Source organism: Paenibacillus sp. PDC88, assembly GCF_900106725.1.
GTDB classification, from domain to species: domain Bacteria; phylum Bacillota; class Bacilli; order Paenibacillales; family Paenibacillaceae; genus Paenibacillus; species Paenibacillus shunpengii.
This window is the reverse complement of sequence record NZ_FNNT01000012.1, coordinates 98073-111878: the sequence shown is the minus strand read 5'-3', so window position 1 is coordinate 111878 and position 13806 is coordinate 98073. Positions and strand designations below refer to the sequence as shown.

The 13806-nt window shown below is 41.2% G+C and carries 16 protein-coding genes; 1 reads left to right on the top strand and 15 read right to left on the bottom strand.

Translation table 11 applies throughout. From position 1 onward, the window contains the following. The first annotated feature begins 87 nt into the window (after positions 1 to 87). Positions 88 to 396, top strand: coding sequence for a hypothetical protein (locus BLW49_RS25180; protein ID WP_090727655.1), 309 nt, complete (start codon positions 88 to 90; stop codon positions 394 to 396). Between the two features lie 23 nt (positions 397 to 419). Here BLW49_RS25180 and BLW49_RS25175 read toward each other — a convergent pair whose 3' ends face one another. The 15 genes from BLW49_RS25175 to BLW49_RS25105 form a co-directional block, all read right to left on the bottom strand. Beyond that, positions 420 to 1508, bottom strand: coding sequence for an ankyrin repeat domain-containing protein (locus BLW49_RS25175; protein WP_090727653.1), 1089 nt, complete (start codon positions 1506 to 1508; stop codon positions 420 to 422). Positions 1509 to 1547: 39 nt separating this feature from the next. Further along, a complete protein-coding gene (locus tag BLW49_RS25170; protein WP_139237038.1) occupies positions 1548 to 1754 on the bottom strand; it encodes a hypothetical protein in 207 nt (68 codons plus the stop codon). Between the two features lie 161 nt (positions 1755 to 1915). Beyond that, positions 1916 to 2374 (bottom strand): homing endonuclease associated repeat-containing protein, encoded by a 459-nt coding sequence (locus tag BLW49_RS25165; protein ID WP_143042162.1) that lies wholly within the window; start codon positions 2372 to 2374, stop codon positions 1916 to 1918. 188 nt (positions 2375 to 2562) lie between these two features. Next, the gene (locus BLW49_RS25160) at positions 2563 to 2862 is read right to left on the bottom strand and encodes a hypothetical protein (RefSeq protein WP_139237037.1); all 300 of its coding nucleotides are present in this window, start codon (positions 2860 to 2862) and stop codon (positions 2563 to 2565) included. After that, the gene (locus tag BLW49_RS25155; protein ID WP_090727645.1) at positions 2826 to 3401 is read right to left on the bottom strand and encodes a hypothetical protein; all 576 of its coding nucleotides are present in this window, start codon (positions 3399 to 3401) and stop codon (positions 2826 to 2828) included. The genes BLW49_RS25160 and BLW49_RS25155 overlap by 37 nt, the downstream gene beginning before the upstream one ends. A gap of 2 nt (positions 3402 to 3403) precedes the next feature. Beyond that, positions 3404 to 4072, bottom strand: a complete 669-nt coding sequence (locus tag BLW49_RS25150) for a hypothetical protein (protein ID WP_090727644.1) — start codon at positions 4070 to 4072, stop codon at positions 3404 to 3406. 238 nt (positions 4073 to 4310) lie between these two features. Continuing rightward, positions 4311 to 4460 carry an aspartyl-phosphate phosphatase Spo0E family protein gene (locus BLW49_RS25145; RefSeq protein WP_090727642.1) on the bottom strand — a complete coding sequence of 50 codons (150 nt, stop codon included), beginning with the start codon at positions 4458 to 4460 and terminating at the stop codon, positions 4311 to 4313. A gap of 32 nt (positions 4461 to 4492) precedes the next feature. Next, positions 4493 to 4975 carry a hypothetical protein gene (locus BLW49_RS25140; protein ID WP_090727641.1) on the bottom strand — a complete coding sequence of 161 codons (483 nt, stop codon included), beginning with the start codon at positions 4973 to 4975 and terminating at the stop codon, positions 4493 to 4495. A 21-nt stretch (positions 4976 to 4996) separates the two neighbouring features. Next, complete coding sequence (locus BLW49_RS25135) at positions 4997 to 5479, bottom strand: hypothetical protein (protein ID WP_090727639.1); 483 nt, start codon at positions 5477 to 5479, stop codon at positions 4997 to 4999. 23 nt (positions 5480 to 5502) lie between these two features. After that, entirely contained in the window at positions 5503 to 7374 is a 1872-nt protein-coding gene (locus BLW49_RS25130; RefSeq protein ID WP_090727638.1) for a bifunctional lytic transglycosylase/C40 family peptidase, read from the bottom strand. Positions 7375 to 7436: 62 nt separating this feature from the next. Then, entirely contained in the window at positions 7437 to 9902 is a 2466-nt protein-coding gene (locus tag BLW49_RS25125; protein WP_090727636.1) for a hypothetical protein, read from the bottom strand. Then, positions 9899 to 11950: a VirB4 family type IV secretion system protein gene (locus BLW49_RS25120; protein WP_244533614.1), complete on the bottom strand. Its 2052-nt coding sequence runs from the start codon at positions 11948 to 11950 to the stop codon at positions 9899 to 9901. The genes BLW49_RS25125 and BLW49_RS25120 overlap by 4 nt, the downstream gene beginning before the upstream one ends. Then, a complete protein-coding gene (locus BLW49_RS25115) occupies positions 11892 to 12749 on the bottom strand; it encodes a hypothetical protein (RefSeq protein ID WP_244533613.1) in 858 nt (285 codons plus the stop codon). The genes BLW49_RS25120 and BLW49_RS25115 overlap by 59 nt, the downstream gene beginning before the upstream one ends. Positions 12750 to 12845: 96 nt before the next feature. Next, the gene (locus BLW49_RS25110) at positions 12846 to 13160 is read right to left on the bottom strand and encodes a PrgI family mobile element protein (RefSeq protein WP_090727632.1); all 315 of its coding nucleotides are present in this window, start codon (positions 13158 to 13160) and stop codon (positions 12846 to 12848) included. Between the two features lie 118 nt (positions 13161 to 13278). Next, positions 13279 to 13650 carry a TrbC/VirB2 family protein gene (locus BLW49_RS25105; RefSeq protein ID WP_244533612.1) on the bottom strand — a complete coding sequence of 124 codons (372 nt, stop codon included), beginning with the start codon at positions 13648 to 13650 and terminating at the stop codon, positions 13279 to 13281. Positions 13651 to 13806: the final 156 nt, after the last annotated feature.

Here is a 13806-nt window from a genome sequence, read left to right as displayed (position 1 = left end):
AGAAATAGTAACTTGCAAATCCCGACGATATAGCAGTTACATTAAGGTAAGTGTGTTCAGAAGTCCCTTGAGAGAGGAGTAAACCACTTGAACGTTATCCTTTGGATTATAGTCATCTTAGCTTGCCTTCAGGCATTTGGCTTGATAATGGCCAAGAAACGGTCGATCGATACTCATGGATTCATGCATTTTATGGTAAGGTATAACATGTTCGCTGGAGTAATGGCTTTTTATCTTATAGCCTTACTCTGGATGCTGTTCACTATTTCATCAGCGATTGAGCCGAACTCATTAAATCAACTCCTACTTGCAGCATCATTAACTTTAGTTGCATTCGTACTCCCCTTGAAAATATATAAAATATACAAAGAAAAGCAGAAGGACGATGAGTTTTAATAATTTCGTCCGTCTGCTTTTCTTTATTCAAACCTCATTGTTACTCCGTACTGGGTTAGAATATGCTCGATTATCCGGTTTTGAGTGCGCCAAGAGAATTTAAGTGCCGTTGTACCGTCTATAGATTCATAATTTGCATTAATTCCTTTTAGTAGTAATAATTTCGCCATTTCATTATCTTTATTGTCTATTGCAATAAAAAGTGCATTCCAACCTTCTGCTGTAAGTTCATTAATATCAGCACCAGATTCAATCAATTCAGCTACCCTTGCGACATTCCCTGTTTTGACATCTCCTAGTATACTTAGCTCTGTGATAGCAGCTGTACATTCTTCACTTGATTTCGGGTCGCAGGAGAGTTGTTGTTCCGCACTCTCCTCTATTATTAAGTCAATCTCTATAAGTTCCAGCATAGCTAAACTTAATTCATCTTCCGAGAAAGGACACTCTTTGAGTATATCCGCTTTGTTTAGTGCCCTTCCTCTGTTAGTTTCTAATATTGATATTACTTTTCTTGCTTCATCAGATAAACTAAGAACTGAGCTCGGTTCGAAATTTGTTCTCAAACGATTATATATTGGACCAACCTGCTTTGTCTGATAATCAAATGGAACAATAGAAACATCGGGAATGCACGGCTCGAATTCGCGGGTTGTTCTGATGGAATATGATCGTTTATCCGGTCCCCATGTCCTTTGGTAGCCTAATTCTTTTTTTAGTTGTCTTTCGAATGGAAAGGATGTTATCGTATGGTCCACTTGTAACGCCCTATCTAAAAAATATGTAAGGTCACGAAACGCCTGCTCTTCATATCTCTTGAATTCTCCAATAAATTCACTCTTCAGTATGACCGCAACCTTACCAACGAAAAGGTCATACTCTTCAAGACACTTTAGACAGCTATGAAGCCTTTCATCTATTCCTGCAGCAATAGAGACCAACTTCACTTCACTCCATTGTTCAGAAAGTACAGTAGCAGTAATCTTCCCTACAGTCTTTTCTTGACCGGTTTGATCATCCATGATACGCACTTGCCCTCTTAATTCTAGATAATCTTGACCGTCCGTAAAATTCGTAGATATGTCCAACCCTAAATATGTAAGATGATTCATGTCAGCCTCCCTAAAAGTCACTCTCAATTATGATATAGCTTAATTAATAACTTTTTGCTCTGTTATTATTAGTGCCGATACGATATCCAACGGCTTTTCCACATCACCAATTTTAAAATGGAAATCTAGAATTCCACCAAAATCAGAACGAAATCCCTCCTCTCTCATCGGTCTAAAGGAAAGTCCAACTACTACGAACTCACCTGGTGTCATACCAACGAAACGGCTTGGAATACGTGTATTCATTAACATCATAAACCCTCCACATCATCATTATTAAAAAAATAGAAGCACCGCGTATCAAGGTTTCCCCTAATCAGCGGTGCTTCCGGCTGTGTTTGTATTCGGTTTAATTTATTGCAATTATATCAGAAAAAATATCAGAGGTGAATACGATAAAGCCTTGTTTAAATATACTTTTGATTCTTCCCCCTAGGTCGTTCCTCAAGCCCTGCAAACCTCTTTGCTTCATTGAATGTACCGAATTCATTTTTTATGAAACTAAGGGATGGACCTCCTGCTGCCTTTCGATGTTTCTCATACTGCCTTGCAGTTGGAGAATGACCCACAATAGAAGCGACATTATTTAATGACCCAATGATTATTTGCTGAATGTCTAACTGCTGCAGCAATAGTTCATCATCAAAGTAGGGATCATTCCTAATCAATTCGTTCGCTCGAACTGTTAACCACAATGCAGTCTCAACTGCATACCTATTTGAGATGACAACCTCATTTTTATCAACCTCATAAAGTTGAAATGATCGCTCGAGTATCATGCGTTTAAATGAATCAAACAGAGCTTTATCGACGGAAACTAAAGTCTTTCTACGAGGAAAGAGATCATCACACAAGATTTGCTTCATCTTTGACTGACTTATCCTGGCTGGGTTATAAGGCAATGGTGCATTTGTATCTTTAATGAATTTAATAGATGCTAGGTTTACTATCTCAGTAACACTCTCATATTCGTGTTCAAGCGACTGAAGTAATTTTTCCTTTACAACATCTAATAGATGGTGGTAGATCTCAACAGTTAGCGGTATACGAGGCGTCATAAGCAGAAGTTAGTGATCCACTCAACCGGAATATGTGAATAGGAACGTATCTTTTTTCCCAAACGAACATCAGAGTAGCGATCTCCGCTAACTTCAATTACATCACTGGATCCTTCTATGCTCATGACTCCACCTCGGAAAACAAGCTTATAATTCTCAAATTTATGCTCTTGTTCAGCTTTACCTAAACTACTAATTTTTTTATAAAGTTCCGATAGCCAGTGAACAATATTAGAGCGAATATCGTTTACAGAGTCATCTAAGATTTCCATTTGACAGGTTTGTTTGTTAACCATGCCTTTCCACCCCGATCGTATGATTTTGTTGCTCCCAGGTATACACCTACTAACTCCGGAATTCCTTCCCATCCCACCTCTTCAGGGAGGACCTTTAATGGAACTCCTGCTTTATCCGCGAGACTTTGACTGATGGAGATGCCAAGCTCATATATCAACTCTCTTTGTCCTTGATAAGTTAAGATCGCCGGAACTTTACCTTCAATTAATGTATCCACTTTCAGCTCAACTGAATGATCTGCAGGAATTGCTCTTTCTAACCCTCGTTTCGTCTTCACAATCAGCGGAAGATCATTCTTATCTGTTGGAATCCTTTTTAAGTCCGGGGCCCAGTCCACCGGTGTATCCTCGTTTTCAGAGTAGTAATTATATACGTCCGGAATTACATTCATATAGCGAACGAAATTCCCATTAGAATTACATTCAGATGCATATGTAGCGTCGTGTGCGTAACGATCGACTCCGTTTACTTTACATTTTTTCTTCATAGAGTCGAAGTTCTCACACAACGAACAAGTAAGTATAAAGCTTTTTGCCATTGCTATCCCTCTTTTGGTTTATAATTCGGGTCAAACTTCCTCTTCTGATATTCAGGCACATGTTCCTTACACACTTTTATTGTCCATTTTACAAGTTTCAGGTAATCTAGGTCCTCTTGGCTTAGGACAACATTACAGTTCTTGCAATAAAATACTTCGATCTTATTGGTCGTTTCTGTTGGTAACTCACTTTTTCTTACGGGCACTTGAGCAATATCAATCAAGCCTGCCCCTGGATTCTTAGCCCATTCTCTATATGGAGCAAGATTATAATGGCCTACCCCAAAGGCATCTGCCGCGTCACGTAATGCATCACTTGCTGCCGCTCGTATAGACTCTTTGTAGAACATGATCTTTCTCGTATCTTTCTTCCGATCCAAAGTTGCAAATCCTTGTCCTTCCGCACTCGCATTCAAGATAGTTAGGACACCCCGCACCTCTATTTCATCCGTCTCTTCGTGATAAATAGGTTTTTCAGTGGTTACTCGCCAAGACCAGTAGGGCCCAGCTGCAGTACGAATCCTATATTGAATTGGATGTGACGGTATATAAGCACTGGCCTTGTTATTGTTTTTAAACTCTACTGTGCCTTCAGGAAATGGAGCAGTTAACTTAAATATGATCTCATCATATAACTTCTCATATTCTTCTTTTGACAGATTATCAAACATTTTAATCATTCCTTACTGGTAGATGTAGATAATAACGAGATCACTTATTTCTTTTAAATGTTTTCTCAAGAATATTATTATAGATACACAAACGTATTATTATCATCCCATTTTCCAATATTATTACATGTATCAAAAAAACACAATGTTGAATTGTATAATTTATACAAAAAAATGTAGACATTGTTCATGATTTACGACTATATATAGAAAAGGAGCAGGGTGCTTACCCCTGCTCCTATCTTTCTTGTAGTAATTCGTTATGAATTTTGTCCAATTCTTGGCTAAGATGCAGAACCTCTGGGTGATTTAATCCATACTTTAAGGCAGTCTGCTCTAAAATTGAACGCATTTCTTCAAACCTTGAATCAAGCTTAGGATTAATCACCCATCTATCACTCCAGTTCCAAATTGTTCAGATCAAAGTTTAGGTAAAAGTAAAGGAATTGCCAAGACGATAGCCATTGTAAGAGGCGAAAACATGGCTAAACCAATGCCGAGCCGTTTTCTGGCCGGATCTTTCCCTGCCAGCAAACGTACAAATATACCAATGTAAAACATAGTTGCTGTAACAGGAATCGCGATATATTTCAGAGCATTAAAGATGATGCTGCCAAGCGGTGTTGTGGAATCAACAATCTCTTCAACAGTCTTAGCACTTGAGGCTTGGCCTGGTGCATCTCCAGCGAAAGTGTGCACGATAGCAGGAACATAGGCAACTAAAAATGTACCTATTCCAAAAAAGATCACGAACAGCAAACCTCTTCTCTTTCGAATGGGATTCTTCCCTGCAGTTAGAAGAAGAATAAATCCTATTCCGAATAGGCAGCCGAATATTGGTATACCAACTATTTGAACAAGTCTAACAAGTTGATAAACGGCTTCTGTTACGTTTTCGTACATCTGGGAGCACCCCCTTTGGTTTTATTCTTCTGCATTCTGTATAATCATCTCGATGTCGTTGATCATCCAACCAACCGATTCCTCATAAACGAGGAATGTCTTCATGATTACTTCCTTAGAGCTTTGAATTTCATTAAATTCGGTAGTGGCTACGAATTGATTTAATATCTCCATTTGGTTCTCTTTAACAGATGGAGCTTTTTGTACATAAATCTTCAAGTTTGATACCTGAGATTTTACAGAGCTGTCGGCCGGCAGTTCCATTCCGGATGGATAAGTTGATCTATAGCCTCGCTCAGTCATCAAAGACTTCACGTTATCGTATCGCTGCTTCGTAGAAGCATAATTAAAAAACTTATCTACAAATTGAGTGTTGAGTTCGATACCGGCCTGTTCCATTTCTATCTCTTTTTTAAGGCCCGAATTGGAGGAAAAGACTAGGCTTCCAACGATTCCAAGAATTAAAACAACTCCCAACAACGCATAGAACTTTCTGTTACTCACCTTCACTCACCTCACAATACAATTTATTTAATAACCCGACGAAATCCGAGGAATTTATAATTTTTCCAGCGAGACAATTTATCAATGCTTACTCCTAGTGAACTACCAGAGTTGATAAATTTCCCATCACCCAGATACATCCCTACGTGAGAAGGAGCTTTCTTATAAGTTTCCCAGAATACTAAATCTCCGGGCTTTGCTTCACTCTCGTCAATAGGAACTGTCTTGTTATACTGGGTATGCGCATTACCGGACAAATCAATTCCAATTAGGCCGAAAGCGTAAGAGATCAATCCGGAGCAGTCAAATCCTTCACTAGGTCCCTTACCGCCCCAAACATACGGCTGTCCAAGATACTCGCTCATAATATTCAAAACGTTTTGAACATCAAATATCTGCTCTCCTGGGGGGATGTTAATAGCAACGTTGGTCGCATTATAGTATCTCATAACGTGGTCAACATATAATGGATCACCATATCTCTTCCATCCATTTTTCTCAGCCATCATTTGACTGAAAGCTAATGCGACCTCTTTTGAGTGACCTCCGTGTTCTTTTGCGTACGATATGTATCCTCCCCCAAAGTTATAAGCCTGAAGGGTTAATTCAATATCACCACCAGCCGATTGATAGACAGACGCAAAATGATTAATGCCTGCTTGTATAGATACTTCTGGATCTGTAATCGTATTTGGTGGAAGTCCCAGTGATTCGGAAGATTGCATGATGTCGAGATATCGGCCACCGGTTTCTTGCATGATTACAGCAAGAATGAGTTGGGTATGTTCTGCCATGCCTTTTAGCTCAAGGTATTTTCTAACAATAGGCTCATAACGCAATACGACGTCTGGAACCGAGGCAGAGCCAGGGAGCCATTCTCCTGGGAAGTTCGAGGCGTCCCCACCGTACAAAGCAGGATTCCAGTCTGGATCTGCAGTGGTTACGAACTCATAAAATAGTTTCATGTCGTCTTCGCTTACCCCAAGGTCTATAAGAATTTTTTGAAAGGCTTGTCCATCGACTGAGAGACTGGGGGCATAACGATCATCTACTGTTGTATGATCGTACTGCTTGTACGTTGTCGTCGTACAATTTTCGCTAGACGACGTGCTCTCTTGTTCCCAGTTATCTGTAGGTTGTAGAGTTCCCCCAGGGTAATATCGCTTTAGAGGTTTTATTTCCATATTGCCATAGTCAAGACTGATGTTAGTTAGTACATCGTGAGATGCGCGTTTACTTTCGGTATAAGTTGTCTCTGTATCCGTCCAACTCTTTGTTTCCCCGGTTTCTTTATCTGTTTCATTATAAGTACAAGCTACTACATGTTTATAACGGTTAGTATCGTCGCTTATTTTAGTGTAAGAAAACGAAGGAGTAAAACTTTTAATCAAATCGTCAGGATCATAGTCGTCCAGCTCTATTTTTTCATTCTGATTCACTAGAATCTCATATCGTACCAAACCTGCAGGAATCCCCCAACTTGGTTTCACAGTTTTAACAACTTGGGTTTTCCAAGAACTATCCGCTTCGATATCCCATAATTCTGCAACAGTTGCTTCTGCTGCAGACTTGAATTGCTGCTCATATTTTAAGTCGGCATTCTTTTGAGCATCACTCCGTGCGTTCCCACCCAAAAACCAGTCAGAGAACGGGATTGCTGACAGCACTCCTAAAATCAATAAAAGTCCAATAATTATTATAACTGCCCAAGGACCAACCAAAGATGCAATAATCTTACCGATTGAGAGAATGAGTTGCTTCAAGAATCTCACGAGTAGTTTCTTTATATATTTACCAGCCTTGCCAACTGCTCTTCCAGCAGCTCTCGAACCTACTTTTTTTAATGCTCCACCACCTTGTTCTGTTGCTTCTCGACCTACGTCATGTGCGCTCAAAAACTATCACCTCCAATTCTAAGAGGAAATCCTCTGATCGCCTCTTAGAATCTAGATCACCTTTAAATAATGTCTCGCTTGCGATCGGTATTATTGTAAGCACCTGCTTGTGCCCAGCCGACCCGTTTCGCGCCTTCCATGAAGTTTTTAGTAGCTGATCGTGTCATTTTAGGAGCAGTCAAACCTACGAAATCAGCAACTTTGTCACTCCCAGATCGCATATCGGATACAACCTTTCCGTTTACATCCGATTTTCGGCCATTGTTAGTATGATTGAAGTAATCCTCGGTGTTCAGGCGACGATGGTCGAAGCTATTGTCAGAATAGAGCTTCTTCCTAGATGTGTCTGCGATGTAGGCTTCACTTTTCCGACCAAAGCTTGCTGAAGAGCCGCTCATTCCTACCAGCTCTCGCTCAGTGCGTGGCTTCTGGAGGATGTTACCTTTGTCATCAGATTGAAGTGGCTGATTTATCGTTCGGGTATACGATCCGTTTTCTCCACGAGTCCAAGTCTCGCCACCATTCGGCCCGGATCCCTTACGAATGTCATAGTCAATCATCCGAAGCTGTCCTGTCTTAAGAGAAGAATCGCCGGCACCATATCCACCGACCCTCTCCCAATTACCGGTAACTGCATCCTTTGCCTCGTACCAAGAACGATCATTCGTTTGGTTCCATCGAGCTTCACTTCCGCTAAATCTCGGATCAGAAGCAATTTGATCCATGGTCATCCCACGAGGACTTAAGGATCCATCCATACGAATACCGGCTCCGTGCTCAAAGGCACGTTGGCGGCTTACTCCAGAAAGCATCTGGCCCATTGCACGTCCTGCTGTACCTATCTTGTTCCCGAATGCCCCTCCGATTGCAGCTCCAACCGGTCCAGCTACTACTCCACCAATAGTGGCTCCGGCAGCACCAGTCATTTTACCGGCAGCTTCTCCAAGATTACCGACCATCTGACGTCTTTCAGCTAGGTCGCTCCATTTTTCTTTGAAATTACCTAAACTTATTTTCCCTGAAGGGTTCCCGTTTGCATCTGTCCCCCTAAAGGAGTTTAGTGCGGTTCTACCTAAATCGCGTGCGCCGGTTGTTGCATTCCTTGTCGTTTGTAGAACACCAGCGACTGCTTTAGAACCGATTGCTGCTCCAGCAGCTACCCCACCAGCACCGAATGGTAAACCAAACGTTCCTCCTGCTACCGCACCGCCAACACTTCCAACTTTTTTAATCTTATTCCAAGTAGATCCACCTTCAGCTGCACGAGTAATCGCAGATCTACCTGCGTCATTGCCCATGGGGACATCCGTCCCCCCTGGTGTCTCCGCTCCAGCTCCTCCACTTCCGGAAGAACTCGAGTTACCGAAGCCAGCTTTACCTTTACCAGTCATGCTCATAACATTCCTCGATAACATCATTGCTCCGCCAATGGATCCAAGCCCGAGTGCTGTTGCAGTCCGTCCCATACTCGTGCTAGCATCACCTAGATTCAACCACTTAGAAACCATTCCCGTTACGGGTACAAACATGATAATCATGCCTAACTTAAAGATCATTGGCCCCATTCCCTGACCAAGATTCCCAGCCATTTGTACAAAGATGAAAAGGATAATTGCATGAATTGAAGGCAGGAAAATGTTCCCTAGTAGTTCCTTCATGTAAGTTCCAAAAAAAGAACGGGTCTTTGCAAACAATAGACTGTACGCTGCAAATGGTGACATCACGCAAAGAAGTATAATGATGATTTTGCGTGCGATATATATGAAGTTGAGATAGGCTGCCAATCCCCATTCTGCCAAAAATACAAATAAGTCTCCCATTTTAAATGAATAAGAATCATCATTCGTTGCTGTTGCGATGATAGATATACCATCTAAAGGTTTATTAAGACTCTGTAACGTTGATGCTACACCCTGTACAATGCCCCAGTTTGTAGCCATAAGGATGTGGAACAACATCCAAAAAAGACCCATGAAGAATGCAGACGCGACATACATATGGACATCCTTCCAAAAGTCTTCTTTTGATTGTGGACTATGGGCTTTCATCCCAAGCTTCATGGATGACATCATAATTGCGAGCATTAAAACGGTGGCATACACACCCGAGAATGTGGCTATAAGTGGATGAATCACATTCTCTAATTCGGACTGAAAGAAGATACCGTCGACCAACTTATCGCTCGGATCATTACCAAACCCCCAAGTTTCATAGGGATTTCCGAAGACTAGATTTTGCAAGCTGTTTATACCCGGAATCGTCATCAAGTTATTTACTTGACCTATAATGAATCCATTCATCAGATTGGCTTCATCTTCCGCTTCTTTCAACATATCTACCGTCTCGTCACCAACAAGAGCACCACTTGTATCTCCACCATTAGATAATTGATCCTCATTAAAGAGGCTATCCCCGCCAATAGTGGATGTAAGCGTTGAACCAATAGAACCCGAGGCAGATACCTCACCATAACCGGCAAGAATTAGCAAAAGGAGTACGGATAAGAAAAGCCTACTGCTTCTTATCAAGCGACATCACCTTCCTGAAGGTGAGACTTATCGTTTAGCCAATCTATCATTTCTTCTCTCGATTTCTTCTTTGGAGCAAGTTCGACATTCTGGTTGGTATTAAGGTAAACCCACTCTTCAGGCGTCGGTTCAGATTGGAATGTAACAATTTGTTTTCCGGCTTTCATAAGAACCTGACCAGTCGAAGCTGTGCGGATCAAGTTACCTACATCTTCGCTTAATCTAAAAGTACTCAGGATTGGGTTGATGTCTTGATCACTCTGTCTAAGGAAACAAACCGTGTCAAACTGCGCAACCACATCTCTTGCAGATTCAGTCCGATCAAACATTTCGTAACGTTGTGAAACAAGCGTCAGAGAAACGTTCCACTTCCGTCCGCGTGCGCTAAGAATTTTAAGCCATTCCATCATGGAAGAGTATTTAATCATCATCCATGCTTCATCACAGATAACCCGTTTCTTTACTTTAGGATTTGAGACAATAAACCTGTTCCAAACCCAAGTCATAAGCACATGTTGAGCAAGAGGACGTTCGATACCATTACTTGATAGCTTACTGATGTCAAACGTTACGACAGGTGCTTCATCCAAAGAGACATTGTTTTCGGAAATAATTTTTGTCTGACCATCAAACATACCGAAAGCTTTATTTCTCGTGAACAACTTAACGACATTACACAGCTCACGAAGTTCATCGCCATAATCATTCTGGGCTTCTTCGCACAGCGCCTCGTACACATCAGTTATCGTTGGCATTTGAATGAGCTGTTTACGATAAGTGAAAGAACCAAAATCATCGAAATGTTCAATTTGTTCATAGATTGAATCCGGATCTTCGGTTATCCCTCGACTGATATACAGATTTTCTAGAATATCATTAAGAACCCCGATTTCTACTGCACTTAGTCCTCGGTTATCAGGAGTAAGGGACTCCTTCATAACTTTAAAGAATTCAAGGGCTTCCTTAATTTTCTCGTTTAAGTTAATCTTCTCATCAATAAATTCATCATCTGTGCCCTTATTCTTAACTTCCTTCTCAGGAAAGATATCCAGCGGATTAATCCGACTGACATCATCATCCTTCGATGGATAAATTGGAACAACAACCCCTCCAAGTGCATAGGTCAATTCACGATACTCAGGTTCCACATCGATGATTACGTTTTTCATGATGCCATCCATGTAGCCTCGTCCAATGATTTGTTTTACGAGCACAGATTTACCCGAACCAGATACTCCAAAGATACCAAGCGAATAATTGTTCAGACTTGGGTCGAAATTGTTATAGTAGACGTAATCCCTTCCAAAACGACCAATCGGAAATCCACCTTGATGGTTTAACTTCGAGCTGGCATGAGGGAATATTGCAGTAAGACTCAACTGATCAAGATTACGATCCGATTTAGGTAAATAATTCTTCCCTAGGGGTAAACACGAAAGGAAAGCTTCTTTTTGTCTGTTGAATGCACTCAAGATCTCAATGGATTCGCCAGCGACCTCATTTTCCACCTCAACGCACTTCGCATTTAGTTCATCAAGTGAGTTAGCATACACGGTGGCCTGAACTGAAACGTAATACAATCCATTTTGATTGCTCTTAATCTGACGCTGAAGAAATTTAGTATCCTCGCGTTTTTGTACCGAATCATCAATTTTAGCTTGATCCCCGCGATTTGCTGCAGAGTAAATAACAGTATCGAACTCGTCGATTTTATCTTGCAATTTCTTAATCGCTGCATTCCGATCAATAGGTTCAATATGAACTGAGCAGTCCAGGTCATCACCAGTAAAAAGGGCCTCCAACCAACCAATTCGTACAGTTCGGGGATAGCCACTGGGTTTAACGAAAAACGATCGGCCGTACTTAGTCGAACCAAGACCCGTTTTTAACATGAAGTAGTCATCTTCGAAATGTGCTCCATCATTAAGCATGTTATCAACAATGCTCGGGAATCCTAGTACTTCATGATCCCTTTCTCCTTTACGTGCATCACTCACCTGCAGCTCGTTTATGTTCTCTTCCCTCTTCTTCTTCATACGTTTGAACAATTTTCCGCACCTCCTCAACGTCATACACAAGATCATCAAAACCAGGCATCGACATGACATCTGCAGTAATGTAAGCCGAGAGTTTTTCTTTTCCGTGAGTAATCAAATCATCAATTGGATTAATTACCATGCGGTCACGGTTCAAAGCTCTTTTCATAACTTCCATTGCAGACAAGCTATCAAGCAGTGTAGCGTGGATCTCGCATTGACGAAGCATGCCCACAACCGTAGCTGCTCTTTGGTAGAGCTCGTTCCGAATCATTTCTTCACGCTGATCTGGTTTCAAAGCCCCCATCTTGCTCGGTAAGGGAACATAGCTTATGACGTAATAGACCTTACGTGATATTCGAAACTCTTTTTCCGATTTGTCCTTGATATGTTTAATTACATTGGCATTGTAATCTCTCGTTTGATCGTTGCACTTTGCGAGATTCGAATTCCAACGATTCTCTTCTTTTCTCAAATCCTGCCGGACAGCTTGTCCAAGAATTTGAACCGGAAAGCGTATGACCCGAAATAAACTGCTATACCCCAAAATAGTCGCTTGTCGTGCCTGTGAACTTAGAAGGTCGTAGTTAATGGATTCGGTGGCTACAGTTACACAAAATTCATTGTTCTTTTTAACGAATATCCCGTGATGAATATCCTCTATCCCAATGAGATCCTTTATGTCCTGTTTGTCATTTTTCTGTTCCTTTTCATCGGCCTTATTAATATTTTGGGTGTTGGCTGCTGTGCCATTTACTTCTCCAAGATGCTGCTTGCGCTGCCATCCAATAATAGGTTCATTTCGATCCATCCTTCTCTTCGCAATAAACAAAAATGTAAGTATGAGGACTAGAAAAACCATCATGCAGACTATAAAAACTTGCAACCGTGTGAGCCCCTTTCCATCTTAGATATGGGAATAAGTTTTCTGTGAACGATGGAATTTAATTTTCCAGGCAATAAACTCGCTTGCATACTGCTCGTATTTTTCGAATTTAAAAAAGGCCAAGAAAGATGAAATTCCACCTAAGATTACGATGATGATCAGTTTTCCAATCCATTCAGCCCCGCCATCAAGGAACGGTAGGTTTCCGTAGATAAGAATTACGCCACAGAAAACTAGCGTCGGAAACAAGAAGAAGAATTGTCTCATTGATAGAACTGCTAGAATCGATTTTTCTTCTTGAGTAATGTCGATCGGTACAACAATCTCGTTATTCACTGAACAATCCTCCTAACTTTCTTAAGAATAAAATCGGCCACCCTGCCAGTGCGATCTCAGACAGATCGCGTCCAAAATCAGATAGGCAGGGTGGCCATGGCAATACCCTGATCGATAATTATGATGCAAGTGATGCAATAACATTGGCAAAAGTTGCTGCACCAAAGAAGATGAATGCACCGGCAGCACAACCGATAAGTGCTTTCCAGTAGGTGGCTGCCTTTTGCGGGTTCAAAGAACCAAAGATAATCATAATGGCATAGTACATAACTGCAAGGACAAAACAAGTTCCCCCGACGCCACCAAAGATCTGTACTATTGTCTTTAGTGGTGCATTAACTTTTTTTACGTTTGCGTCGTTCGGGTTATAGGTTTGATTCTTGTCCTGAAGTTCGGAATCAATGACATCTTGAGCGGAGGCGCCCACCGGAGCTATAACTATTGTCATGCAAAATGCGAGAGCCATCATAAGAAACAACTTCTTAAACAAGTTAATTCCCCTTCCACAATATGAGATAAGTAATACCAATCTGAATGAATCAAAGCTTGTTGCAATGCTTATCTATCTGCAACGGCATTCCCCCTTTTTTAGAACAAAAAAAAGCACCGCCAAACCGTGGGATATTCCCATGGTAGGCGGTGCTTC

Coding starts and splice junctions, on each gene's coding strand:
- BLW49_RS25175 (WP_090727653.1), bottom strand. CDS start 1,508: ATGAATCATCTTACATATTTAGGGTTGGACATATCTACGAATTTTACG.
- BLW49_RS25150 (WP_090727644.1), bottom strand. CDS start 4,072: ATGTTTGATAATCTGTCAAAAGAAGAATATGAGAAGTTATATGATGAG.
- BLW49_RS25155 (WP_090727645.1), bottom strand. CDS start 3,401: ATGGCAAAAAGCTTTATACTTACTTGTTCGTTGTGTGAGAACTTCGAC.
- BLW49_RS25165 (WP_143042162.1), bottom strand. CDS start 2,374: ATGAAGCAAATCTTGTGTGATGATCTCTTTCCTCGTAGAAAGACTTTA.
- BLW49_RS25160 (WP_139237037.1), bottom strand. CDS start 2,862: ATGGTTAACAAACAAACCTGTCAAATGGAAATCTTAGATGACTCTGTA.
- BLW49_RS25140 (WP_090727641.1), bottom strand. CDS start 4,975: ATGTACGAAAACGTAACAGAAGCCGTTTATCAACTTGTTAGACTTGTT.
- BLW49_RS25115 (WP_244533613.1), bottom strand. CDS start 12,749: ATGGATCGAAATGAACCTATTATTGGATGGCAGCGCAAGCAGCATCTT.
- BLW49_RS25170 (WP_139237038.1), bottom strand. CDS start 1,754: ATGAATACACGTATTCCAAGCCGTTTCGTTGGTATGACACCAGGTGAG.